Annotated in this window: 26 protein-coding genes and 1 tRNA gene; 17 read left to right on the top strand and 10 right to left on the bottom strand. The window is 60.1% G+C overall.

Annotation, left to right across the window (positions count from 1 at the left end):
* Positions 1-54: 54 nt before the first annotated feature.
* Entirely contained in the window at positions 55-2,199 is a 2,145-nt protein-coding gene (dinG, locus tag ACM6J5_RS19730; RefSeq protein ID WP_095943927.1) for an ATP-dependent DNA helicase DinG, read from the bottom strand.
* 99 nt (positions 2,200-2,298) lie between these two features.
* On the opposite strand from dinG, the gene ACM6J5_RS19725 reads away from it, so the two are divergent.
* Positions 2,299-2,763: a CopD family protein gene (locus ACM6J5_RS19725; protein WP_095943926.1), complete on the top strand. Its 465-nt coding sequence runs from the start codon at positions 2,299-2,301 to the stop codon at positions 2,761-2,763.
* 116 nt (positions 2,764-2,879) lie between these two features.
* Here the strand turns inward: ACM6J5_RS19725 and ACM6J5_RS19720 are convergent, their stop codons facing one another.
* The 4 genes from ACM6J5_RS19720 to ACM6J5_RS19705 form a co-directional block, all read right to left on the bottom strand.
* Positions 2,880-3,638, bottom strand: a complete 759-nt coding sequence (locus ACM6J5_RS19720; RefSeq protein ID WP_414929186.1) for a collagen-like protein — start codon at positions 3,636-3,638, stop codon at positions 2,880-2,882.
* On the bottom strand, positions 3,631-3,909 hold the full coding sequence (locus ACM6J5_RS19715) for a DUF1145 domain-containing protein (RefSeq protein ID WP_414929185.1): 279 nt from the start codon (positions 3,907-3,909) through the stop codon (positions 3,631-3,633). Before ACM6J5_RS19715 ends, ACM6J5_RS19720 begins: the two co-directional genes overlap by 8 nt.
* A 148-nt stretch (positions 3,910-4,057) precedes the next feature.
* A complete protein-coding gene (locus tag ACM6J5_RS19710; protein ID WP_095943923.1) occupies positions 4,058-4,765 on the bottom strand; it encodes an OmpA family protein in 708 nt (235 codons plus the stop codon).
* A 90-nt stretch (positions 4,766-4,855) separates the two neighbouring features.
* Entirely contained in the window at positions 4,856-5,545 is a 690-nt protein-coding gene (locus tag ACM6J5_RS19705) for an OmpA family protein (RefSeq protein ID WP_008052136.1), read from the bottom strand.
* A 189-nt stretch (positions 5,546-5,734) separates the two neighbouring features.
* Between ACM6J5_RS19705 and ACM6J5_RS19700 the strand changes: the two genes are divergently transcribed.
* From ACM6J5_RS19700 to ACM6J5_RS19685, 4 genes are all read left to right on the top strand, one after another.
* A complete protein-coding gene (locus tag ACM6J5_RS19700) occupies positions 5,735-6,232 on the top strand; it encodes a DUF6231 family protein (protein ID WP_414929184.1) in 498 nt (165 codons plus the stop codon).
* Positions 6,233-6,236: 4 nt separating this feature from the next.
* Positions 6,237-6,713 (top strand): YchJ family protein, encoded by a 477-nt coding sequence (locus tag ACM6J5_RS19695; protein WP_095943921.1) that lies wholly within the window; start codon positions 6,237-6,239, stop codon positions 6,711-6,713.
* An 87-nt stretch (positions 6,714-6,800) separates the two neighbouring features.
* Complete coding sequence (locus tag ACM6J5_RS19690; protein ID WP_150673129.1) at positions 6,801-7,295, top strand: LEA type 2 family protein; 495 nt, start codon at positions 6,801-6,803, stop codon at positions 7,293-7,295.
* Positions 7,292-7,498, top strand: coding sequence for an SEC-C metal-binding domain-containing protein (locus ACM6J5_RS19685; RefSeq protein ID WP_007955014.1), 207 nt, complete (start codon positions 7,292-7,294; stop codon positions 7,496-7,498). The genes ACM6J5_RS19690 and ACM6J5_RS19685 overlap by 4 nt, the downstream gene beginning before the upstream one ends.
* Before the next feature lie 98 nt (positions 7,499-7,596).
* On the opposite strand, the gene ACM6J5_RS19680 is transcribed toward ACM6J5_RS19685, so the two are convergent.
* Positions 7,597-8,154, bottom strand: coding sequence for a cysteine hydrolase family protein (locus tag ACM6J5_RS19680; protein WP_095943919.1), 558 nt, complete (start codon positions 8,152-8,154; stop codon positions 7,597-7,599).
* A gap of 194 nt (positions 8,155-8,348) precedes the next feature.
* On the opposite strand from ACM6J5_RS19680, the gene ACM6J5_RS19675 reads away from it, so the two are divergent.
* From ACM6J5_RS19675 to ACM6J5_RS19650, 6 genes are all read left to right on the top strand, one after another.
* A complete protein-coding gene (locus ACM6J5_RS19675; RefSeq protein WP_095943918.1) occupies positions 8,349-10,799 on the top strand; it encodes a penicillin acylase family protein in 2,451 nt (816 codons plus the stop codon).
* 342 nt (positions 10,800-11,141) lie between these two features.
* Positions 11,142-11,924: a transporter substrate-binding domain-containing protein gene (locus ACM6J5_RS19670; RefSeq protein ID WP_056720873.1), complete on the top strand. Its 783-nt coding sequence runs from the start codon at positions 11,142-11,144 to the stop codon at positions 11,922-11,924.
* 56 nt (positions 11,925-11,980) lie between these two features.
* Positions 11,981-12,709: an ABC transporter permease gene (locus tag ACM6J5_RS19665; protein WP_095943917.1), complete on the top strand. Its 729-nt coding sequence runs from the start codon at positions 11,981-11,983 to the stop codon at positions 12,707-12,709.
* Positions 12,706-13,416 (top strand): ABC transporter permease, encoded by a 711-nt coding sequence (locus ACM6J5_RS19660; protein WP_046029299.1) that lies wholly within the window; start codon positions 12,706-12,708, stop codon positions 13,414-13,416. The genes ACM6J5_RS19665 and ACM6J5_RS19660 overlap by 4 nt, the downstream gene beginning before the upstream one ends.
* 27 nt (positions 13,417-13,443) lie before the next feature.
* Positions 13,444-14,562, top strand: coding sequence for a succinylglutamate desuccinylase/aspartoacylase family protein (locus ACM6J5_RS19655; protein WP_095943916.1), 1,119 nt, complete (start codon positions 13,444-13,446; stop codon positions 14,560-14,562).
* A 13-nt stretch (positions 14,563-14,575) separates the two neighbouring features.
* Positions 14,576-15,340: an ABC transporter ATP-binding protein gene (locus ACM6J5_RS19650; RefSeq protein ID WP_095943915.1), complete on the top strand. Its 765-nt coding sequence runs from the start codon at positions 14,576-14,578 to the stop codon at positions 15,338-15,340.
* 128 nt (positions 15,341-15,468) lie between these two features.
* Here ACM6J5_RS19650 and ACM6J5_RS19645 read toward each other — a convergent pair whose 3' ends face one another.
* The gene (locus ACM6J5_RS19645) at positions 15,469-15,678 is read right to left on the bottom strand and encodes a hypothetical protein (protein ID WP_033047523.1); all 210 of its coding nucleotides are present in this window, start codon (positions 15,676-15,678) and stop codon (positions 15,469-15,471) included.
* Between the two features lie 107 nt (positions 15,679-15,785).
* A complete protein-coding gene (gene dcd, locus ACM6J5_RS19640; RefSeq protein WP_007940589.1) occupies positions 15,786-16,352 on the bottom strand; it encodes a dCTP deaminase in 567 nt (188 codons plus the stop codon).
* 353 nt (positions 16,353-16,705) lie between these two features.
* Here dcd and ACM6J5_RS19635 point away from each other — a divergent pair, with 353 nt between their 5' ends.
* Positions 16,706-16,915, top strand: coding sequence for a cold-shock protein (locus tag ACM6J5_RS19635; protein WP_002554837.1), 210 nt, complete (start codon positions 16,706-16,708; stop codon positions 16,913-16,915).
* A 149-nt stretch (positions 16,916-17,064) separates the two neighbouring features.
* Here ACM6J5_RS19635 and ACM6J5_RS19630 read toward each other — a convergent pair whose 3' ends face one another.
* Entirely contained in the window at positions 17,065-18,072 is a 1,008-nt protein-coding gene (locus ACM6J5_RS19630) for a DUF481 domain-containing protein (RefSeq protein WP_095943914.1), read from the bottom strand.
* 163 nt (positions 18,073-18,235) lie between these two features.
* On the opposite strand from ACM6J5_RS19630, the gene ACM6J5_RS19625 reads away from it, so the two are divergent.
* The 4 genes from ACM6J5_RS19625 to ACM6J5_RS19610 all read left to right on the top strand — a co-directional run bounded on the left by ACM6J5_RS19625 (position 18,236) and on the right by ACM6J5_RS19610 (position 23,025).
* Positions 18,236-18,589, top strand: coding sequence for an MGMT family protein (locus ACM6J5_RS19625; RefSeq protein WP_095943940.1), 354 nt, complete (start codon positions 18,236-18,238; stop codon positions 18,587-18,589).
* Between the two features lie 44 nt (positions 18,590-18,633).
* On the top strand, positions 18,634-20,193 hold the full coding sequence (locus ACM6J5_RS19620) for an AmpG family muropeptide MFS transporter (RefSeq protein ID WP_095943913.1): 1,560 nt from the start codon (positions 18,634-18,636) through the stop codon (positions 20,191-20,193).
* Positions 20,194-20,336: 143 nt separating this feature from the next.
* Complete coding sequence (locus tag ACM6J5_RS19615; protein ID WP_095943912.1) at positions 20,337-22,052, top strand: proline--tRNA ligase; 1,716 nt, start codon at positions 20,337-20,339, stop codon at positions 22,050-22,052.
* A 19-nt stretch (positions 22,053-22,071) separates the two neighbouring features.
* The gene (locus ACM6J5_RS19610) at positions 22,072-23,025 is read left to right on the top strand and encodes a hypothetical protein (RefSeq protein WP_414929183.1); all 954 of its coding nucleotides are present in this window, start codon (positions 22,072-22,074) and stop codon (positions 23,023-23,025) included.
* A gap of 109 nt (positions 23,026-23,134) precedes the next feature.
* Here the strand turns inward: ACM6J5_RS19610 and dinB are convergent, their stop codons facing one another.
* Positions 23,135-24,196: a DNA polymerase IV gene (dinB, locus tag ACM6J5_RS19605; RefSeq protein WP_095943910.1), complete on the bottom strand. Its 1,062-nt coding sequence runs from the start codon at positions 24,194-24,196 to the stop codon at positions 23,135-23,137.
* 300 nt (positions 24,197-24,496) lie between these two features.
* Between dinB and ACM6J5_RS19600 the strand changes: the two genes are divergently transcribed.
* Positions 24,497-24,573, top strand: a tRNA-Met gene (locus ACM6J5_RS19600).
* Positions 24,574-24,733 lie beyond the last annotated feature (160 nt).

Raw genomic sequence — 24,733 nt, 5'->3', positions numbered from 1 at the left:
AAAGCGATGGCAGAGAGATAGACAACACGGTGGGCAAAACTGCCCACCGGTGTTTCAGGAAATTTCTCGACGGAACGGCGGCAACGCGTTGAGGATGGCTTTGCCATAGCGCTGGGTCACCAGGCGCCGGTCGAGCAAGGTGATGGTGCCGCGGTCTTCTTCGGTGCGCAGCAAGCGACCGCAGGCCTGGACCAGCTTCAGCGAGGCGTCCGGCACGGAGATTTCCATGAACGGATTGCCGCCCCGGGCTTCGATCCACTCGGCCAGAGCTGCTTCCACCGGATCATCGGGTACCGAGAACGGAATCTTGGCGATCACCACGTGCTCGCAATAGGCACCGGGCAAGTCGACCCCTTCGGCGAAGCTCGCCAGGCCGAACAGCACGCTGGAATCCCCGCCATCGACCCGCGCCTTGTGCTTGTTCAGGGTTTCCTGTTTCGACAGGTTGCCCTGGATGAACACTTGCTTGCGCCAGTCGCGGTCGAGGCCGTCGAACACGTCCTGCATCTGTTTACGCGAGGAAAACAGCACCAGCGTGCCCCGCGAGCCTTCGACCAATTCAGGCAGGTCGCGAATTATCGCGGCGGTATGCGCCGCTGCATCACGGGGATCGGCGTTCAGGTTCGGCACCCGCAGCACACCGGCGTCAGCGTGATGGAAGGGGCTCGGCACCACCGCCGTCACCGCCTTTTTAGGCAGGCCGGCGCGCATACGGAAGCGGTCGAAGGTGCCGAGGGCAGTCAGGGTCGCCGACGTCACCAGGCAGCCATAGGCCACGTTCCACAGGTTGCGGCGAAGCATCTCCGCCGCGAGGATGGGGCTTGCGTTGACCTCGATGTCGAACAGCGAACCGCTCTCGGCCAGGGTCAGCCAGCGGGCCATGGGCGGGTTGTCTTCCGGGTCTTCGACGGTGAAGGCGGTCCACAACTCCCAGTTGCCGGAAGAACGCGACAACAGGCTGCCGAACAGCGGATACCACTCCTCGGCCTGGTTGCTGGCGATGCCGATGTTGACCTCGCCGTCCATGCCTTCCTTGAGCAACTCGGTCAGGCGGGTGAACAGATCGGTCAGCCGCGCGAAGCCTTTCTTCAGTTCGATGCCCATTTCACGCATGTGCTCGGGAATCACCCCGCCGACGAATCGGTGACGCGGGCGCTCGCGGCCTTCGACGTCTTCGCCGGGCTTGAAATCGGCAATCTGCTCGCAGGCGGTAAACATGAACTGCTGCTGGGTCTTGATCTCCCGCGCCAGCTCCGGCACCTGCTCGATCAACTTGCCCAGGTCCCCCGGCAGCGGGTGCTGGGCCAGAAGCTTGGTGAGGTTCTTGGCGGTGGTTTCCAGCCAGTCGGCGGTGGAACGCAGGCGCGTGTAATGGGCGAAGTGGCCGATGGCCTTGTCCGGCAGGTGATGACCTTCGTCGAACACGTAGAGGGTGTCGCGCGGATCGGGCAGCACGGCGCCGCCGCCCAGGGCCAGGTCGGCCAGCACCATGTCGTGGTTGGTGACGATCACGTCGACCTTGCCCATGCCTTCGCGGGCCTTGTAGAAGGCGCACTGGCCGAAGTTCGGGCAATGACGATTGGTGCACTGGCTGTGGTCGGTGGTCAGCCGTGCCCAGTCGGCGTCTTCCAGGGCGGTGGACCAACTGTCGCGGTCGCCGTCCCACTTATTGCCGGCGAGTTTTTCGATCATGCTGGTGAACAGCTTCTGGCTGGCCTCGTCGACCTCGATCTTGAAGCCTTCTTCTTCGAACAACTGAGCGGTGGCGGTTTGCGCGTGGCCTTCCTGGAGCAACATGTCGAGCTTGGACAGGCACATGTAGCGCCCGCGCCCCTTGGCCAGGGCGAAGCTGAAATTCAGCCCGCTGTTGCGCATCAGGTCAGGCAAGTCCTTGTAGACGATCTGCTCCTGCAGGGCCACGGTGGCCGTGGCGATCACCAGGCGTTTGCCGGCGGCCTTCGCCGTGGGAATCGCCGCCAGGCTGTAGGCCACGGTCTTGCCGGTACCGGTGCCGGCTTCCACCGCGACAATCGCGGGGTCGCCACTGCGCCGGCCTTCGTCGTCGGTGTCGATGTCCCCCAGGACCTTGGCGACTTCGGCGATCATCAGGCGTTGGCCATAACGCGGCTTGAGGCTCTTGGCTTCGAGAAAACGCGAGTAGGCGCCCTGGATCGTGGTTTTGAGTTCAGTGCTGATCATGGATTGTCGGGCGCAAAAAACGCTGGATAAATTTTCAGTGGTTCGGTTCGGCGGCTATCATACCCCGCTAATGAATCCCGCGCAGAACGGAGTAACCCAATGACACCTTTTAGCCTCATTTATAGCCTGCATGTACTGGCGGCCCTGGTCTGGGTCGGCGGCATGTTTTTCGCCTGGATGGTCCTGCGCCCCGCTGCGATCAAAGCACTTGAAGGCCCTGCCCGGCTGAAGCTGTGGGTAGAAGTGTTTCAAGGTTTTTTCCGCTGGGTCTGGGTGGCGGTGGTGCTGTTGCCAGTCAGCGGCGTGGGCATGCTGCACATGCACTTCGGTGGCTTTGAAACTGCGCCACGTTATGTGCAGGTGATGATGGGCTTGTATGTGGTGATGACCGCGCTGTTTATCCGCATTCAGGCGTTGATGCTGCCCGAACTGCGCGCCGCGGTGGCCGAACAGGATTGGCCCGCTGGTGCAGCGGTGCTGGGTCGGATTCGCAAGTTGGTGGGGATCAATCTGTTGGTGGGGTTGGCTTTGGTGGCGATTGCCGCCGCTCGGCCGATGCTCTAAAAGCATCGTCGGATCGCCGCACGGACCAAGCTCGCACACAGGGACTGTACAGATCCTGTGGGAGCGAGCTTGCTCGCGATAGCGGTCTGACAGACAGCTCACATTTCGGCGATTGCTTACATCCGCTGTACCGTCACCGAACCCGCCGCGCCTTCCGGCCCCGGCTGCCCGTCAGCCCCTGGCTTACCGCTCTTGCCGCCATCGGTCTTGTAAATCAGGCAGCCCTTGGCCTTGCCACCCGCGCCCGGTTTGCCGCCAGGGCCGGCCAGGCCACCGGCACCGCCGGCCACCTGAACCTTGATCCGGTCTGCCGGGAAGTCGTGCGGCACCGCCAGTTTGACCAGCGCCCCCGGTGCTCCCGGCTGACCATTGCTGCCATCACTGCCATCGGCACCGCGCCCCGCTTGACCCCAGGTGCAGCCCGGCTCCTGGCCGTTGGCCCCATCAAGGCCAACGAACCCCGGTGCGCCCGCACCACCGCGGGCATCAACGATCAACTGCGCTGCATTCAGTGCCTTGATCTGCAAATCAAGGTTGCGCCCGGATCGAGCGGCCTTCTGGTAAGTCCCGGGGGCGCCACGGGAGGTGATCTGGCTGCCTTCGGACAAGTCAGCGCGACGGACCTTCAGCGCCAGCGCCTGTTCCCCCGGCACGATGGCTATGCGCGCTTCGCGCCCCAGATGCAATTCACCCACGGTGACTTCCGTGACGTTCGAAGGAATCAGCAAGGTGCCGTAATCGGCCACTTCCAGGCGTTCCAGTTGCAGGGTGCTGGCGGTGTTGGGCAAGCGCATCAGCGAGTTGGTTTCGACACTCACCACCTGTGCGCTGGCCAATGGGCTTATGAGTACGGCGAGCAGACAGAGTTTACGCATGGGAAGCCTTCGAAGCGGTGGGGGCTGGAATGGTTTGCAGGTGGAATACGCCGAAAATGACGATCTTCAGGCGGTCAAGCCAGGGATGGGTACGACCCCGGAGGCTGCGATAGCACAGCAACGCTTCCAGAAGATGGATGCCCCCCAACAGGCCGCCGGCCAGATTGACCAACGGGTGCAGCGGAAAGACAAACGGTATGAGCAGATTGACCAGCGCTACCGCCCAGAACAGCAAGGTCAGTAACCGCCCCAGTCCCCATATGACTTTCATACGCGCCCCCGATGAGAATTATTGTTTGCGCGCACAGTAACGGCTTCCACGCGGGATAAGCCAGAGGGCAACGGAAAAATCTTCATGAAGGCCGCCAAACGGCCGCCGTAGCGATCACACACGTCGCCCGACGGCTCTATCTCTTGGCTCAGCGGTTTATATGCAGCTCCACGCGACGGTTTTTCGCGCGGCCTTCTTCTGTTTCGTTGTCGGCAATCGGTTGGCTCTCGCCCCTGCCTTCGCTGGTGACTTTGTTCGGCGCCACACCCTGGCTCAACAGGTATTCCGCCACGCTGCTGGCACGCCGCTCCGACAAGGCCTGGTTATAGGCATCCGAACCGACGCTATCGGTATGACCGACCACCTTGATGCTGACCACATCGGCATCCTCGAACTTGCTCATCAACGCGTCCAGTTGACTCTTCGCCGTCGGGGTCAGCTCGGATTGATTGAAGACAAACAGTACATCGCTCAGAGTAATGACTTCGGATTGCGCAGGCTCGACCTGGACGCTATCCGGGTACTGCGGCACCGGGCAACCGCGATGGTCGACCGGGGTATTGGCGGGAGTATCAGCGCAACGGTCGCGCCGGTCGAAAATGCCGTCGCCGTCTTCGTCGCCATCCTGGGCATAGCATATCAAGCCGCCGGACAAGATACCCAGCGCCGCCCCACCCGCGGCCCAACCACCACTCTCGATTGCGCCCAGACCACCACCGACCAGGCCGCCGATGAGGCTGCAAATTGGCCAGGTGCGTTGATTGAGGGGGGCAGTGCCATCGCTGTGGGTTGCGCAGCCGGTCAAGAGGCTGCCAAGTAGCAGAACCGGCAAGACGGTCCTTGTGAGAACGATCATATTGAAAGCTCCTGTGTACCGGCCAATACCGGTTACACAGGAGTAAAGACCCGCATCCGCGACTGCACAAGGCGCGGATGCGAGGGGAGCTTAACGCTGGATTTTGATTTCGGTACGACGGTTCTGTGCACGACCGTCAGCGGTTTTGTTGTCCGCAACCGGCTGGCTTTCACCGGCACCGACAACCGAGACGAAGTTGCTGCGAGGTACGCCTTGCTCGATGAGGTATTCAACCACCGAGTGGGCGCGTTTATCCGACAGTTTCTGGTTGTAGGTATCACTGCCCACGCTGTCGGTATGGCCGGTCACGGTCAGTTGAGCGGTAGGGGCTTCGGCTTTCAGGCGAGTAGCAATTTTGTCGAGTACCTGTTTGTCGGACGAGGTAAGCGTGGCTTTGTCAAACTGGAAGTGAACATCGCGGATGACGATGGTTTCTTCCTGAACCACAACCGCTTCTTCGACCACAGGCGCAGGTGGTGGGCAACCGTTGGCATCGACCTGAACGCCTTTTGGCGTGCCTGGGCACTTGTCGCGACTATCCGGCACGCCATCGCCGTCTTCGTCGCCATCACCGTGCACCCAGCAATAAGCCGCCGCCGTACCGCCGACGAGCAGAGCACCATACCCTGCCCATGCCGAGCTTTCGGTCGCACCGAGGCCCGCACCCACGACACCCCCCACTGCCGCACAGGTCGGCCAGTCGGTTTTCTGCAAACCTGCGCAACCAGTCAAGACACTGGTTAGCAGAACCAAGGGTAATGCTGTCCGAACTATGCTCATCTAGTTTTCTCCTGAAGGATCGGCTTAGAACCGATTCAGGTAGTAAAGACCCGAGTTTTAAACTCCGCCAGCAATAAACCCTGCTGTTTATTCGCGTATTAACGGCAGCTTGGCGCTTTTGTCACCAAGGCGCTCTAGGCCCGAACGTTAGGGCAGGCTAGTCTTGGCAGATCTGATTGAGGATCTTCGATGATTGCAGGTATTTCTTCACGCACGCCACAACAGGCACTGGCCGCGTTACTCGACCGATATGCCCCCGCGCGCCTGTTGTTGATCGGCGCCAGCGAGTTCCCGGCACTGGAAGCTTTCAAATTCGCTCACCCGGACAGCAGTGTCGCTTTCGCGTCCCCCGGGCCGTTGCCCGACGAGTTGGCGGCCCGCCGTTTCGACCTGGCCCTGGTGGTCGACTGCCTGGAGCATTTGCCCAAGCGCGAGGGCCTGAACCTGCTGGGCGGCATCCGCAACCTCAACGCCAGCCGCATCGCAGTGCTGGCGGATCTGCCGGCCTGTGGCTGGCAGGAAACGGACTTTTTCTCCCTGGCACTGCAAGCCAGCGAACGCTTTCAACGGGACGAACAGGTCCTGACCCTGTTCACCTACGATCTGCTTGAATACAAACAAGTCCCCGACTGGCTCAATTCGCGCTTCTGGGCCAATCCGGAAAACTTCGGGAAATACTGGTGGTAATGCAATGAGTACATCCATTTGCCCTTGCGGTAGCGGCACCCTGCTCGACGCCTGCTGCGGCCACTACCATGCCGGGCACCCGGCACCGTGCGCCGAAGCCTTGATGCGCTCGCGCTACAGCGCCTACGTGCTGGGGCTGGTCGACTATCTGGTGGCCACCACCCTGCCCGCCCAGCAGGCCGGTCTGGACCGTCAATCGATCAGCGACTGGAGCGCGCAAAGTACATGGCTGGGCCTTGAGGTGGAAAGCTCAGAAGTGCTGGGCGGCCAGCCTGAACACGCTTTCGTGACCTTCACCGCGCGCTGGCACGACAGCAGTGGCGAGCACAGCCATCGAGAGCGCTCATCGTTCGTACAGAACACCGGGCGCTGGTACTTCATCGACCCCACCGTACAACTCAAACTCGGGCGCAATGACGCCTGCCCGTGCGCCAGTGGGCAGAAGTTCAAGAAGTGTTGTGCGGGGTACTTCAGCAGTTAGGACATGCATAGACGGCCCGCCACGCAGGCGCTGTCGAAGGCTGCGATCCTTTGGGTCTAGACTGGTGTTCAAGGGAGAAACACCACGATGATCATCCGCCGCGGCGCACTCTGTCTGCTCACGTTGTTCCTGACACTGGGACTTGGTGGCTGTGCGTCATGGTTCGACGACGACTTGCCGGATCCCGAGGTCCATCTGGTGAAGATCGAGGTGGTCAGCGCCAAACTGCTGGAACAGAAATTCCTCCTGCATTTTCGCATCGACAACCCCAACGACAGCGACCTGACCGTGCGCAGCCTGGAGTATCGCGTTCACCTGGGTGACATACTGCTGGCCGACGGCGAGTACGAACACTGGTTCACCATCAGCCCCAGGCACAGCGCTTACTTCAAGGTGCCGATCCGCACCAACCTGTGGTCCAAGGTCCGTGAAATGGCCAAACTGCTGAAAAAATCCGATCAGCCCATTCCCTATCGTCTGGAAGGTGAACTGGAAACCGGTATATTCATCGCCCACTACGTGCACCTGGCGCGCAATGGCGTGATAATCGCCGCCGATTTAATTCCGGAGCAACACCGATGACCCAGCAACCCCACGTCCACGGCCCTGACTGCAACCACGATCATGACCATCACCACCATGATCACGACCACGGCCATGTCCACGGTCCGAACTGCGGCCACGCTCATCAGGAACCGGTGCGCAACGCCCTGAAAGATGTCGGCCGCAACGATCCGTGCCCGTGCGGCAACGGCAAGAAATTCAAGAAGTGCCACGGCGCTTGATGCATTCCCCTGTAGGAGCGAGCCTGCTCGCGATGGACTGTCAGTCGACATCTGTGTCGCTGACACACCTTCGCGAGCAGGCTCGCTCCTACAGGTTTTTAATCTGCCTTTAATACACACGCAGCGCTGACCACCGTCGCATACTCACCATGCAAATTCCCCAACGACATCCCATGCACCTCTTCGGCGCTATGGGCATGGCCGAAAAAATCAGCCTTGTCGAAGGTAAAGCACGCATCCTCGGCCACCCACGTATCAAACCCCAGGTTGCCCGCTGTACGCGCCGTGGATTCCACCGAATTATGGGTCGCGACACCCACGATGATCAACTGCCCGATCCCCGCCTCGCGCAACTGCGCCTCCAGCCCCGTTGAACAAAACGCATCGGGCACCTGCTTCTGGATCAAGCGTTCACCGGCCATTGGCTGAAACCGTTCCTGAAACTCCACTCCCGACTGCTGCGGCCAGAATACCGAATCCTCCGAGCGGGACAGGTGTTGCACATGGATCACCGGCCTGGCGGTGCGCCGCCAATGGCCGAGCAATTCCAGCATGCGCTCTTCGGCCAGAGGATTATTCCTGCGGCCGAGCCTGGGATGCAGGATGCCTTTTTGTTGATCAATGATGATCAGTGCCGCGTTTGCCTTGAGCTCCATGCCGACTGTTCTCCTGGATTGTTGAGCGTGTCGCACTTCAACATCCCCCATTGCCACTGGCAAGACTGCGATCTTTTCGGTTTATCAGACAAATCCTGAAATAACCTTGTACCCCGCTTGCGCGGCCACCTCCCGCTCACTAACGTAGCGCCTTTATTGCGCGCCGCCGCCTCTACCCCCGCAGGAGCTTTGCCATGGCCTCGCCAGCCCTTACTCATTTTCTACCCCGGTTCGGCGTTGCCGCAGCAGTGGCCGGTGTGTTGAGCCTGACCGGTTGTCAGAACTTCAGCGCCCAGGACACCCTCCCGCCGACCTCCGGCGTACAGCCACTCAAGGGCCTGGCGCAGAGCGTTTCGGTGCGCCGCAATGCCATGGGCGTGCCGCTGATCGAAAGCAACAGCTTCCACGACGCGCTGTTCACCCTCGGTTACGTGCATGCCAGCGACCGCATCACGCAGATGGTCACCCTGCGCCTGCTGGCCCAGGGCCGTTTGGCCGAGATGCACGGTGCCGACCTGCTGGATGCCGACCGTTACATGCGGGCGGTCAACCTGAAGAAAAGTGCCGGCGAGTTGTACAAGGCTTCTTCGCCGCGCCTCAAGCGTTTCTTCGAAGTCTATGCGCGCGGGGTCAACGCCTACCTGTTCCGCTACCGCGACAAGCTGCCGGCAGATCTGGCAGCCACCGGCTACAAGCCTGAATACTGGCAGCCGGAGGATTCGGCGCTGATTTTCTGCCTGCTGAACTTCAGCCAGTCGACCAACCTGCCGGAAGAAATTTCCTCGCTGGTACTGGCCCAGACCGTCACCACCGACAAACTGGCGTGGCTGACGCCGTCGGCTCCCGACGAAAAACTGCCGGTCGCCGAAAGCGAAAAACTGCAAGGCCTCAAGCTTAACGGGCAAGTACCGGGGCTGGCGGAACTCAGCAAGGCCACCGGGCAACTGTCGGACCTCAACCTGCTCGGCGCCACCTCGTCGAACAACTGGGCCATCGCTGCGCAACGCAGCCGCAGCGGCAAGAGCCTGCTGGCCAGTGACAGTCACGGCCCGCTGGGCGTGCCTTCGTTGTTCAGTTACGTGCAGATTCGCGCGCCGAAATATCAGGCGTCCGGCGTGACCATCGCAGGCCTGCCGATGGTGCTTGGCGGTTTCAACGGCAAGGTGGCGTGGAGCATGACGTCCGTGATGGGCGACAACCAGGACCTGTTCCTGGAGAAGATCAAGCGCCAGGGCAACGGGCTTACCTACGAAAACGCCGGGAAGTGGCAGCCGGCGATCGTGCGCAATGAAACCTATTTCGTCAAAGGCCAACGGCCGATTCGCGAAGCCGTGTACGAAACCCGCCATGGCCCTCTGCTCAACAGCGCCCAGGGCACCACGCTGGCCAATGGTTTCGGCCTGGCCTTGCAGACGCCGAACTTCACCGACGACAAAACCCTGGACGCGTTCTTCGACCTGTCCCGCGCCCAGAGCGTCGAGAAAGCCTCGGATGCCAGCCGCGAAATCCGCGCCATTGCGCTGAACCTGGTGTTCGCCGACGCCAGCCACATCGGCTGGCAAGTCACCGGTCGTTACCCGAACCGTCGTGAAGGCGAAGGCCTGCTGCCCTCGCCGGGCTGGGAAGGTCGTTACGATTGGGACGGTTACGCCGACCCGATGCTGCACCCATACGACCAGGACCCGGCCCAAGGCTGGCTCGGCACCGCCAACCAGCGGGTCATTCCCCATGGCTACGGCATGCAGTTGTCCAATTCCTGGGCGGCTCCGGAGCGCGGCGAGCGCCTGGCGGAACTGGCCGGCGCAGGCAAGCACGACAGCCGCAGCCTGATCGCCATGCAATACGACCAGACCACTACCTTCGCTGCCAAACTGAAGAAAATGTTTGAAGCGCCGGGCATGGCCCAGCCGCTCAAACACGCCATGGAGACCTTGCCGGCGGCCGATCGCGCCAAGGCACACGAAGCCTATAGCCGCTTGATGGCGTTCGATGGCAAGCTCGGCCCAGCCTCCACCGATGCGGCCATCTACGAACTGTTCCTGCAGGAAAGCACGCGGCAGATCTTCCTCGATGAACTGGGCCCTGAAAGCAGCCCGGCGTGGAAAGCTTTTGTCGCCGAAGGCAAGTTGTCCTACGCGGCCCAGGCCGATCACTTGCTCGGGCGTGAGGACAGCCCGTTCTGGGATGACGTGCGCACTGCACAGAAAGAAGACAAACCGGCCATCCTCGCTCGCAGCCTCGCCGCCGCAATCAGCGCCGGCGACAGCCAGTTGGGCGGTGATCACAACGCCTGGCAATGGGGCAAATTGCATCGCCATGAATGGAAAAACAGCAGCGGCCAGACCGTGCGCGGCCCCCAGCCGGCCGGCGGCGATCACACCACCCTCAACACAGCCGCCTTCGCCTGGGGTCAGGACTTCAACACCACGCTGGCGCCAGCCATGCGCTTTATCGTCGACTTCGGCCAGTCCGAACCGCTGATGGCGCAGAACGGCACCGGCCAATCCGGCAACCCGGCCAGCCCGAACTACCTCAACAGCATCGAGCCGTGGCTCAAGGGCCAGTACATGAGCCTGCCGATGCAGCCGCAGAACTTCGATAACGCCTATGGCAAGGCGCGGTTGACCCTGACTCCAGGAAAGTAACCCGCCCTTTACCTGCTCGCGATGGCGGTCCGACATTCAACATAGAGGTTGAATGTCGGACCGCCATCGCCGTTGCCCTGACGCAAGAACAAGTCGTGTCGACGAGGTGGAGAGACTGGCACCCCGCTCAGTCAATCCGTTTTTTGTAGCGAGATGATTTGGTGCACCCATTTCCCTGCGCCCGTTTTCGTGCATAAATCTGTCTCCGGCCATTTCCAAGTACCTTTTAAACGCTTGTTCGGCACTCTGGTTCGGAAATTGCTACTTTCAACAGGTCTTACGCTTTCCAGTAACAATAATTCTGCGCCACGAGCGCTCATATTGGTTTTTAGGGATTGAATAATGAAAAAAGCATTGCTGACCCTTTCCGCACTGGCGTTGTGCATGGCTGCTGGCTCCGCCATGGCGAAGGAGTACAAAGAACTGCGTTTCGGCGTTGACCCTTCCTACGCACCGTTCGAATCGAAAGCGGCCGATGGCAGCCTGGTAGGCTTCGACATCGATCTGGGGAACGCGATCTGCGCCGAGCTGAAGGTCAAGTGCAAATGGGTCGAAAGCGATTTCGACGGCATGATTCCGGGCCTGAAAGCCAATAAATTCGACGGTGTGATCTCGTCGATGACCGTTACCGAAGCCCGCGAAAAAGTCATCGACTTCTCCAGCGAACTGTTCTCCGGCCCTACCGCCTACGTGTCCAAGAAAGGTTCTGGCGTGACTGAAGACGTCGCCTCGCTCAAGGGCAAGACCGTCGGCTACGAACAAGGCACCATTCAGGAAGCCTATGCCAAAGCCGTTCTGGACAAGGCCGGCGTGAAAACCCAGGCCTACGCCAACCAGGATCAAGTCTATGCCGACTTGACCTCCGGTCGTCTCGACGCAGGTATTCAGGACATGCTGCAAGCCGAACTGGGCTTCCTGAAGTCGCCACAGGGTGCCGACTACGACGTCAGCAAGCCGGTCGACAACGCTTTGCTGCCAGCCAAAACAGCCATCGGCATTAAGAAAGGTAACACCGAGCTGAAAGCACTTTTGGATAAAGGTATCAAAGCGTTACACGATGATGGCACCTACGCCACCATTCAGAAGAAACACTTTGGCGATCTGAATCTGTACAGCGGCAAATAATGCCCGGCGCCCATCTCTCGATGGGCGCTTTTTTCATCCGATCAGGTTGCTGATTTATGTTCGAAAACCTATTAGAAAATCTGGGGCTCTCTGCCTTCAGCCTCAAGGGCTTCGGTCCGCTGCTGATGCAAGGCACCTGGATGACGATCAAGTTGTCGGCGTTGTCGCTGTTGGTAGCCGTGTTGCTCGGGCTGCTCGGTGCCAGTGCCAAGCTGTCAAAAGTCAAACTGATGCGCGTGCCTGCCCAGCTCTACACCACACTCATTCGCGGCGTTCCGGATCTGGTCCTGATGCTGCTGATCTTCTACAGCCTGCAAACCTGGCTGACGTCGCTTACCGATTACATGGAATGGGAATACATCGAGATCAACCCGTTCAGTGCCGGGGTCATTACCCTGGGCTTCATCTACGGTGCCTATTTCACCGAAACCTTCCGTGGCGCGATTCTCGCGGTGCCACGGGGTCAGGTCGAAGCGGCCACCGCCTATGGCCTCAAGCGCGGCCAGCGTTTCTGGATCGTGGTGTTCCCGCAGATGATGCGTTATGCCCTGCCGGGTATCGGCAACAACTGGATGGTGATGCTCAAGGCCACGGCCCTGGTGTCGATCATCGGCCTCGCCGACCTGGTCAAGGCTGCCCAGGACGCAGGTAAAAGTACCTATCAGCTGTTTTATTTCCTGGTGCTTGCCGCGCTGATCTACCTGGTGATCACCAGTGCATCCAACTTCATCCTGCGCTGGCTTGAACGTCGTTACTCCGCCGGGACCCGGGAGGCCGTACGATGATCGAACTCCTGCAGGAATACTGGAAACCCTTCCTCTATAGCGACGGCAACAACATCACCGGCCTGGCCATGACCATGTGGCTGCTCAGCGCTTCGATCTTCTTCGGTTTTATCGTGTCGATCCCGCTGTCCATCGCCCGTGTATCGCCGCACTTCTACATCCGTTGGCCGGTGCAGTTCTATACCTACCTGTTCCGCGGTACGCCGCTGTATATCCAGCTGCTGATCTGCTACACCGGGATCTACAGCCTCGCCGCCATTCGGGCCCAGCCAGTACTGGACGCATTCTTTCGCGATGCGATGAACTGCACGATCCTGGCCTTTGCCCTGAACACCTGCGCCTACACCACGGAGATCTTCGCCGGGGCCATTCGCAGCATGAACCACGGTGAAGTCGAAGCGGCCAAGGCTTACGGGCTGACTGGCTGGAAACTGTATGCCTACGTGATCATGCCGTCGGCCTTGCGCCGTTCGCTGCCTTACTACAGCAACGAAGTGATTCTGATGCTGCACTCGACCACCGTGGCTTTCACCGCGACCATCCCGGACATCCTGAAAGTCGCGCGGGACGCCAACTCGGCGACCTTCCTGACCTTCCAGTCGTTCGGCATCGCCGCGCTGATCTACCTGACCGTCACTTTTGCGCTGGTCGGCCTGTTCCGTCTTGCCGAACGCCGATGGCTGGCCTTCCTCGGGCCGACCCACTAGGTCTCAACCAGTTTCAGGAAACAACAGATGCGCCACCAGAAACATGACCTGCTGGCCCCGCTGCCGGGGACCGCGAGACAGATCCACAGTTTTCACTTCGGCCCACAACCGGCAAACCGCAAGATCTACATCCAGGCCTCCCTGCACGCCGACGAGATGCCCGGCATGCTGGTGGCCTGGCACCTCAAGCAGCGCCTGGCAGAGCTGGAAGCCGCCGGTCGCTTGCGCTGCGAAATCGTACTGGTGCCCGTCGCCAACCCGGTAGGCCTGGAACAGGTACTGATGGATGTGCCGCTGGGCCGCTACGAGCTGGAAAGCGGGCAGAACTTCAACCGCTGGTTCGTCGACCTCAGTGAAGAAGTCGGCAACGCGATCGAAGGCAAGCTCAGTGGCGATCCACAGCACAACCTGCAATTGATCCGCAGCAACCTGCGCGATGCATTGGCCCGGCAGACCGCCGCCACCCAATTGCAATCCCAGCGCCTGACCCTGCAACGATTGGCCTGCGACGCCGACATGGTGCTCGACCTGCATTGCGATTTCGAAGCGGTCGCCCACCTCTACACCACACCTGAAGCCTGGCCGCAGGTCGAGCCGCTGGCCCGCTACATCGGCGCCGAAGCCAGCCTGCTGGCAACCGACTCCGGCGGCCAGTCGTTCGACGAATGCTTCACCCTGCTCTGGTGGCAGTTGAAGGAACGCTTCGGCGAGCACTTCGACATTCCGCCGGGCAGTTTTTCGGTGACCGTCGAACTGCGCGGTCAGGGCGACGTCAATCACCCGCTGGCCAGCCTCGACTGCCAGGCGCTGATCGATTACCTGATCCATTTTGGCGCGATCGCCGGCGAACCCGCGCCCCTGCCCGAGCTGCCCTACCCGGCGACACCGCTGGCCGGTGTTGAGCCGGTGGCCACGCCGGTGGGCGGGCTGCTGGTGTTCACCGCATTGCCGGGTGAATACCTGGAAGCCGGGCAACTGATCGCCGAGATCATTGATCCGGTCAACGATCTGGTCACTCCCGTTCATTGCGCCACAGCCGGGCTGATGTATGCCCGCTCGCTGCGCCGCATGGCCACTGCCGGCATGGTGATCGCCCATGTCGCGGGCACCGAAGCCTATCGCAGCGGCTATCTACTTTCGCCTTGAGGATGCACGTCCCATGTACAAACTGACCATCGAAGGCCTGCATAAAAGCTACGGCGACCATGAAGTCCTCAAAGGTGTTTCGCTCAAGGCCAGGACCGGCGACGTCATCAGCCTGATCGGCGCCAGCGGCTCGGGTAAAAGTACCTTTCTGCGCTGTATCAACTTCCTGGAACAACCCAACGACGGCGCCATGAGCCTCGACGGGCAGAACATCCGCATGATCAAGGATCGCCACGGCATGCACGTGGCCGACGCCGATGAGCTGCAGCGGATTCGCACCCGCCTGGCCATGGTGTTCCAGCATTTCAACCTGTGGAGCCACATGACGGTGCTGGAAAACATCACCATGGCCCCGCGCCGGGTGCTGGGCTGCGACAGGAAAGAAGCCGAGGACCGCGCCCGGCGCTACCTCGACAAGGTGGGGCTGGCTTCCCGCGTGGCTGACCAATACCCGGCCTTCCTGTCCGGCGGTCAGCAACAACGGGTAGCGATTGCCCGCGCACTGGCCATGGAACCGGAAGTCATGCTGTTCGACGAACCGACCTCGGCGCTGGACCCGGAACTGGTGGGTGAAGTGCTCAAGGTGATCCAGGGTCTGGCCGAAGAAGGCCGGACCATGATCATGGTGACCCACGAAATGAGCTTCGCCCGCAAAGTGTCGAGCCAGGTGCTGTTTCTGCACCAGGGCCTGGTGGAGGAAGAAGGCGCGCCGGAAGACGTGCTGGGCAATCCGAAAAGCGAGCGGTTGAAGCAGTTCCTGAGCGGCAACCTGAAATAACAACCTGCCCCCCCCTGTAGGAGCGAGCCTGCTCGCGATAGCGGTTTTTCAGTCGACATCATTGCTGACTGAACCGACGCCATCGCGAGCAGGCTCGCTCCTACAGAGGATCCAGGGTGTCTGGGGTATCAGGCCACAGGTGCAGGCGGTGGCTCATCCGGCAGCGTAGGCTCGCCCGGTTCATTAGGCTGTTCGTTCGGGGTATCAGGATCAGGCTGGCCGGGAATACCCCCTGCCATGCTGACGGGCGGGTGTGCCAACAAGGACCAGGCCAGAACGCCAACCTGATTGGGTTCAAGCCTTGCCAGTTCGGCACTGATTCGCGGATCGATCTTCATTCGGCACTCCTGAGCGATGGCCCGACCCGCCTCGCGCGGATCGGAACAGTACACCCCATAGAGTGTACGCCCGCTCAGGAATTCCCGACATTTGTCAGACGGTTGACTCAGGTGCGCGGCAGGGTCACGCCACGCTGACCCTGATACTTGCCACCACGGTCCTTATAGGACACTTCACACTCTTCGTCAGACTCAAGGAACAGCATCTGTGCCACGCCTTCGTTCGCGTAGATTTTCGCCGGCAGATTGGTGGTGTTGGAGAACTCCAGGGTCACGTGGCCTTCCCACTCAGGCTCGAGCGGCGTGACGTTGACGATGATGCCGCAGCGCGCGTAGGTGCTTTTACCCAGGCAAATGGTCAACACGTTACGCGGAATGCGGAAGTATTCGACGGTGCTGGCCAGGGCGAAGGAGTTCGGCGGAATGATGCACACGTCGCTGTGGATGTCGACGAAGCTGCCGGCATCGAAGTTCTTCGGGTCGACGATGGCCGAATTGATGTTGGTGAACACCTTGAAATGATTGGTGCAACGCACATCGTAGCCGTAGCTCGACACGCCGTAGGAGATCACACGGCTATCGTCGCTGCCGCGCATCTGGCGCTCGACGAAAGGCTCGATCATGCCGTGTTCCTGCGCCATGCGGCGAATCCACTTGTCCGATTTGATGCTCATGGCGGGTGTCCTGAATAGCGAGGTCGAAAAATTCTGTCCGGCATCTTACCGGGCGCGCCGCCGGGTTCAAAGTCCGCGGTGCAAATCTCGCCGAACAGGCAGGAATTACCTGCTCTGGCGACGAACCGTCACACCGCCGATCCTTAAAACAGAGAAACCTGTGCAAGAAGCATTGGCACGTCCCGGAAAAAGGGTTAAGGTGGCGCCACTGTGCTGCTTGTGTCACTGAGAATCTCTACACGATATGTTGAATTTCGATCCAACCATCTACAAGAATTTTTCCTGCTCTTTGCACTCAGTCTCGGCCAGGGTTCTTCCTGAGTCGCAGTTATCTTTGTTCAAGGAGTTACACCATGTCTAATCGCCAAACCGGTACCGTTAAGTGGTTCAACGATGAAAAAGGCTTCGGCTTCATCACTCCACAATCCGGTGACGACCTGTTCGTTCACTTCAAAGCTATCCAGTCCGACGGCTTCAAAAGCCTGAAAGAAGGCCAACAGGTTTCTTTCATCGCTACCCGCGGTCAGAAAGGCATGCAAGCTGAAGAAGTTCAAGTTATCTAACTTGTACTTGCTTTAGTAAAAAGCCCCGCCCTCAACAGCGGGGCTTTTTTGTGGGCGAGTGTTTTGTTCACACAAAAAAGATCGCCGCCTTCGACAGCTCCCGGGTTGACCCTGCGGGAGCTGTCGAAGGCGGCGACCTTTAGATGCTCTTACCAGGTCACGCCAAACCCTGCGGTGTAGCGCGTCTTGTCCAGATCCGAATCGTCGGTGCCACTGATGATGTCGCGCTCCGCCTTCAGGTTCAGCGAAGCCCAGTCAGTCACCTTGTAGCGCAACCCCATTTCGGCATCGAGCGCGTAGTCGGCCACACCCGACAGCGGCTTGCCAACCTCGCCATTAGTAAAGAACTCGACACGCTTGCCGACCAGGTAGCGGTTGTAGTCCCACGTCATGGCCAGGGCGTAGAAATTTTCATCGCTGCCATCGGAAAATTCATAGTCCGTGCGGTTGACCAGCGAGCCCAGGGAGAACGCTCCGAGCTCATTATCCCAGAACTGATAGCCCGGACCGGTACCGACCGTTCGTTGCCGGGAAAGATCCTCGACCTTGTCGCGCTTGTAGACCAGGCGCCCCTGCCAGAACCATTGCTCGGTCAGGAATCGGTCGATGGAGTACTCGGCCCGCCAGTTGTCCGTGGTCACCACGTCGTCCTGGAACTCACGGTTGTATTCACCCTCAGCGGTGTGCCGCCAGCGCCCGTGTCGCGCACTGGTCTTGAAATCAATGTCGTAGTCATCGGTGTCGTTTTCCGCCCGCTGGTAATCCAGCGCGACATCGACGTTGCCTTTCCACACCAGATCCTCGACCACAGGTTTTGGCTTGAGGATCTGCTGAATGCTCCCCAGCTCGACCGTCTTCGGTGCGTCGCCGTTGGCCAGCGTAACCTTGCCGGCGTCCGCCGCTTTCAGCGATTTGGTTTTCTCGCCACTGTAGGCATCCTGCTTGACCAGCAACTCCTGATCGCTGTCCAGGGTCTTGACCTGTTTCCAGTCGATCGTCACCGCACCGGCGTACTCGGTCTGGATCAGCAGCTTGCCGCCATCGAACAGGGTGATCTTGCCGCTCAGCTTGTCACCGTTCTTCAACCACACGGTATCGGCCAGCAAGGGAGAGGATGCGCCAAGGACGGCGAGACACAGCAGGGATCTGGACAACATAAACAAAATACAGGCTCAGGCTTGCGAGAACAGTCGGCATTATCCGTAGGAACAAGGCCCTGACAAGGACTGACCCGACTATTTCTGTTGAGTTCATTTCTCAACTTCCTGCGAAGGAATTACTCTTAAGATGGTAAAGCAAACCTCTTCAGGACTGACGGACGTGACCGATCCAACCGATGAAGCCGATAGTGCAGCGCAGATCCGACGCACGGCGCTGTATTTGACGCTGGCACAGGTACCCGAGGGCAAAGTCGTCAGCTACGGCCAACTGGCCGAGCTTGCTGGACTGGGTCGCGCCGCCCGCTGGGTCGGGCGCACCCTCAGTCAACTGCCCGGCGACAGCAAGTTGCCCTGGCACCGTGTTCTGGGCGCAAACGGGCGTATCAGCCTGCCGGCGGGCAGCCCTTCGGGTGATGAACAGCGCGCACGATTACGCATGGAGGGCATCAGTATCCTGAATAATCGTGTTGATATTCAGCGCCATGGCTGGCGCCCGGTAGAGCACAGCGGTTAGAGTGCGCGCTTTGTTTCCGTATTTCTTGAGGCAGACTCCAGCCCATGCCCCGTAAAACCTGGCGCGCCGCGCTCGCCGCTTATGCCAGCCCCTCGACACTCGTGCTGTTGCTGCTTGGTTTCGCCGCCGGCTTGCCCTACATGCTGGTGTTTTCGACACTTTCAGTCTGGCTGCGTGAAGCTGGCGTGGCGCGTGAAACCATTGGCTATGCAAGCCTGATCGGCCTGGCGTATGCCTTCAAATGGGTCTGGTCGCCCTTGCTCGACCAATGGCGACTGCCATTGCTCGGTAAACTCGGTCGACGACGATCCTGGCTCGTGCTGTCCCAGGCATTGGTCATCCTTGGCCTGATCGGGATGGGTTTCTGCGACCCGCAAAAGCATTTGTCCTGGCTGATCGCCATTGCCGTCGTCGTCGCTTTCGCATCAGCGACGCAGGACATCGCGGTCGACGCCTACCGCCTGGAAATCGCCGAAGACAACCGCCAGGCCGCACTGGCCGCCAGCTACATGTCCGGTTACCGGGTCGCTGCGCTGCTGGCTACCGCAGGCGCGCTCTACTTCGCCGAAGGCTTTGGCTCCACCGGCTTCAACTACAAGCATTCGGCCTGGGCCGGCACCTACATCCTGTTCGGCGCCCTGATGGTCCCGGCACTGCTGACCAGCATGTTCATGCGCGAACCGCCGGTCCCGTTGCGCACGCAACTGCAGGCCGGGCGCTACAGCTTCATGCATCAACTGGCCTCAGTGTTCGTGCTGATCATTTTGCTGGTGTCCGTGCCAGCCATGTTCACCCAGCTCTACAACACCGACTTCGCCAGCGTACTGTTCGAAGGCGTGAGCCCGCTCGACCTGCTGCTCGAAGACCGCGCCTTCCTGCGGGCCATCCTCTATATCATGCTCACCACCCTGTGCCTCTCGGCCATGGGCCGTCGTGGCCTGGCGCCAGTGCTGACACCGGTCAACGACTTCATCCTGCGATACCGCTGGCAAGCGCTGCTGCTGCTTGGCTTGATCGCCACTTATCGGATGTCCGATACGGTCATGGGCGTGATGGCCAACGTGTTCTACATCGACCAGGGTTTCACCAAGGACCAGATCGCCAGCGTCAGTAAAATCTTCGGCCTGATCATGACCCTGGTCGGCGCCGGCATGGGCGGCCTGCTGATCGTGCGTTTCGGCATCCTGCCGATCCTGTTCATCGGCGGTGTCGCATCCGCGGCAACCAACATCCTGTTCCTGATGCTCGCCGACATGGGCCCCAACCTGAACATGCTGGTGCTGACCATCTCCCTGGACAACTTCAGCTCGGGCCTGGCGACCTCGGCGTTCGTCGCCTACCTGTCGAGCCTGACCAACCTCAAGTTCTCCGCCACCCAATACGCCCTGCTCAGCTCGATCATGCTGTTGCTGCCGCGCCTGATCGGCGGCTATTCCGGGGTCATGGTGGAAAAATTCGGTTACCACGACTTCTTCCTGATCACCGCCCTGCTGGGCGTCCCGACCCTGCTGCTGATCGCCTTGCACTGGTTCCAGGAGAACCACCGTGCAGGTCCGTCACCTACACCGGAGCCGGTGCAGACCCCGCTCACCGAAGAATCGTAGGATCTTTACGCCGGAAAAATCGCGGAGGGCCGAGTGAATCGCGCCCTCCTGCCTCACCGCCGACCGCACGCCTGTACGTCAGCGGATCTCGCCCGTACAATGCTCCGTCATTTCTCGTCATCAGCAATCGATAACGGCCAACCATGCGCACCAGTCAATTTTTGCTCGCCACACAAAAAGAAACGCCTTCCGACGCGGTCGTGATCAGCCACCAGCTGATGCTGCGTGCCGGCATGATCCGCAAGCTCGCCTCGGGCCTGTACACCTGGCTGCCGATGGGCTTGCGGGTAATGCGCAAGGTCGAAGCCGTCGTTCGCGAAGAAATGAACGCCGCCGGCTCTCTCGAAGTGTTGATGCCGAGCACGCAACCGGCGGAGCTGTGGCAGGAGTCCGGGCGCTGGGAAGAGTACGGCCCTGAATTGCTGCGCTTCAAGGATCGCCATGGCCGCGACTTCTGTGCAGGTCCCACCCATGAAGAAGTCATCACCGATCTGATGCGCAACGAATTGAGCAGCTACAAGCAGCTGCCGATCAACCTGTACCAGATCCAGACCAAGTTCCGTGACGAAATCCGCCCACGCTTCGGCTTGATGCGCGGCCGCGAATTCATCATGAAGGACGCCTATTCGTTCCACGCCGATCAGCCTTCGCTGCAGGTCACCTACGACCGCATGCACCAGGCTTACTGCAACGTGTTCACCCGTCTGGGGCTGAAGTTCCGCCCTGTAGAAGCCGACAACGGCTCCATTGGCGGTGCCGGCTCCCACGAGTTCCACGTACTGGCCGAATCCGGTGAAGACGACATCGTGTTCAGCAACGGTTCCGACTACGCGGCGAACATCGAGAAAGCCGAAGCCGTGCCTCGCGAAACCTCGCGCGGCGCTCCGAGCGAAGAGCTGCGCCTGGTCGACACGCCGAACGCCAAGACCATTGCGCAACTGGTCGAAGGCTTCAACCTGCCGATCGAGAAAACCATCAAGACCCTGGTGGTGCACGCTGAAGAGAAAGGCAAGCTGATTGCCCTGATCGTCCGTGGCGACCATGAACTGAACGAAATCAAGGCCGCCAACCAGCCTGGCGTTGCCAGCCCGCTGGTCATGGCGTCCGAAAGCGAGCTGCGCGAGGCCATTGGCGCCGGCGCCGGTTCCCTCGGCCCGTTGAACCTGCCGCTGCCGATCATCATCGACCGTTCGGTCGAACTGATGAGCGACTTCGGCATCGGTGCCAACATCGACGACAAACACTACTTCGGCGTGAACTGGGAACGCGACCTGCCTGTTCCGACCGTTGCCGATCTGCGCAACGTTGTTTCCGGCGACCCTAGCCCGGATGGCAAGGGCACCCTGGAAATCAAGCGCGGCATCGAAGTCGGGCACATCTTCCAGCTGGGCAACAAGTACAGCAAAGCGATGAAATGCGAAGTGCTGGGCGAGAACGGCAAGCCGGTCACCCTGGAAATGGGCTGCTACGGTATCGGCGTATCCCGCGTGGTGGCCGCCGCCATCGAACAGAACAACGACGAAAACGGGATCATCTGGAGCGATACCCTCGCGCCGTTCCAGATTGCCCTGGTACCGCTGCGCTACGAGACCGAGCAGGTTCGCGAAGCCACCGACAAGCTGTACGCGGAACTCACCGCTGCCGGCTTCGAAGTGCTGCTGGACGACCGCGACAAGAAAACCAGCCCGGGCATCAAGTTCGCGGACATGGAACTGATCGGCATCCCACACCGGATCGTGGTCAGCGACCGCGGCCTGGCCGAAGGCAACCTGGAATACAAGAGCCGTACCGAGGCCGACGCACAAGCGCTGCCGGTCGCCGACGTGCTGCCCTTCCTTCAGGCCCGCATCCGCCGCTGAAAGCAGATATAGAGACGTCATGGTCAAGCGAAACACCTTAGGCCTCGGTGGTGCCGCCTTGTGCGGCGCCCTGCTGGTCAGCGGCTGTGCCAATCACATGTCACAACGCAGCGAGCACGAGGAGCGGGTCGAGCGCAAATTGCTCGATCACAGCCTGCAGATCGATGTCGGTGAGCCCAAGGTGCTTGAGCTGCCGCAACGGCGGGTGAAAATCCACGAGCAGAAGACCTTCGAAGTCACTGAGTACGAAGTCACGCGTCACTACGATCGCTATACGCCGTACCAACCCTGGCGGGAGATTTACGAAGTCCCGCTGGGTGCGGTGGCGGTGGTGGCGGGTGTCGGTGCCAACGTGGTCAATGTGTTCGCCCTCGGCAATCTGCCGGACAGCGTGACCAAGGACTGGCTGAGCTACGGTTTCGCCGGGCTCAACCCGTTCATGAACGTGCAGTCCCACGGTCGCGCGCAGCAGAACCTGGCCGGTATTGATGAAGTCCAGCGCGACAAGCGTACGGAATACTCAAGCCTGCCCTGGAGCGAGCGCCCGGTCGAGGTCAAGGCCGGCAAGGAAACCTTCGAACTGACCACCGACAAAAACGGCATATTGCGCCTGAATCTGTTGGACAACCCGTTCGCCGAACATGACATCAATCACCTGAGCCGGTTGCTGATTCGTGTCGAGGATGCCCAGGACGACGTGCACACCGACTCCTCGCTAGCCGTCAGCAGCACCTTGCGCAGCAAGCTCTATGAGGCCCACGGGCTGATTTATGACGATCTCGAAGGCGACGAAGTCAATCAGTGGGTCCACCGGGTCAAGCGCCTGTCGGAGCTGGGTCTTGAAGAAGAAGCCAGCGAACTGGAACAGAGCCTGATCGAACTGACGCGCAACGATCCCGAATTACAGACCGAATTCCTGAAGTCGCTGGCCCGCAATGGCGAACGGCTGGTGGCGAATCCGGGGCTGAACTAAGAGCCAAAAAGCTTCGCGAGCAGGCTCGCTCCCACATTGGATTTGTGAACATTCAAATCCCTGTGGGGGCGAGCCTGCTCGCGAAGAGGCCCGCAAACTCACCACCCAACTACCGTTCAAACAACTCCATCTGCTCGAACCCGCCCCGCAAGTCCTCCAGCCGCACGCCGACACCCAGCAACCGCACTGCTTTACCACCGCGGTTGAAGGCCTGGGTCAGCATCAACTGATAACTGCCCAGATCCCGCCCTGCCCCAGCCTGCTCCAATGTAGTCTGGGTGAAGTCGTGGAACTTCACCTTGACGAATGGCTTGCCCGGACGATAGCTGCTGTCGATTCGCGCCATGCGACCGGCCAGGGTCTCCAGCAGTTCGGGTAACTTGTCCAGACAGCTCTTCAGGTCCGGCAGGTCAACGTCGTAGGTATTTTCAACACTGATCGACTGACGACGACTGTCGTTGTGCACCACACGGTCATCGATCCCACGGGCCAGGCTCCAGAGTCGCTCGCCAAAGCTGCCGAATTCACGCACCAGCGCCAACTTGTCCCACTCGCGCAATTGCAGGCAATCGGTGATCCCCAGCTTGCCGAGCTTGTCGGCGGTGACTTTGCCGACCCCGTGCAACTTGCTCACCGGCAAGCCACTGACAAAGTCCTCGACCTGGTCCGGAGTGATGACAAACAGGCCGTTGGGCTTTTTCCAGTCACTGGCGATCTTGGCCAGAAACTTGTTCGGTGCCACACCCGCCGACACGGTGATATGCAACTGGTTGGAGACCCGGCGCCGGATGTCCTGGGCGATTCGCGTTGCACTGCCTGCGAAATGCGCGCTGTCCGACACATCGAGGTACGCCTCATCGAGCGAGAGCGGCTCGATGATCTCGGTGTAATCGCGAAAGATCGTGTGAATTTCCCTGGACGCTTCTCTATAGGCATCCATGCGTGGCTTGACGATGGTCAGGTCCGGGCACAACTTCAAGGCATGCCCGGAGGACATCGCCGAACGCACCCCGTACGCTCGCGCCTCATAATTGCAGGTGGCGATCACCCCGCGCCGGTCCGCCGACCCACCTACCGCCAGTGGTTTACCGGCGAGACGTGGGTCGTCGCGCATCTCGATGGCGGCATAGAAGCAGTCACAATCGACGTGGATGATCTTGCGTTGAGTCATAGCAAAGCCGTGTTCATGGCAAAGAAAAGGCGTCATGGCCTGCCGGATAAACAGTATCTCACCGACACCTGTATATAGCACCAGTAGTCTGAATGTTCTTTTTCAATCGTAGGAAGAGTCGATTGTGAATTTATTTTTTCAATCGAAAAATTACTTTCAATAGACGCGCAGGCCTTACGCTACTTGCCTTACAGACCGGTCGACCTCCCATTTTTAACGCTAACCGATTGAACAGGAAGAGGTTTTATCGGAATTGGAGGTTGACACCCGAGCGCATCTCTATAGAATGAGCCACACAGACGCGGGATGGAGCAGTCTGGTAGCTCGTCGGGCTCATAACCCGAAGGTCGTCGGTTCAAATCCGGCTCCCGCAACCAAACATCAAAAAAGGCTACTCGAAAGAGTGGCCTTTTTTGTGCGCACTCATTTTGTTGCACCGAACGCCGAAACAAGCCCTGGACGCTCAAACAGACCGAAACCGGAAATCGTTCTGATTCCGAAACTTAGGCCACCCCTGCGACCGTTTGACGCGATTCA

The organism is Pseudomonas sp. IT-P74 (assembly GCF_949768175.1).
Classification (GTDB): Bacteria; Pseudomonadota; Gammaproteobacteria; order Pseudomonadales; family Pseudomonadaceae; genus Aquipseudomonas.
Note: the sequence above shows the minus strand (reverse complement) of the source record. Positions and strands in the feature narration are given on the sequence as shown.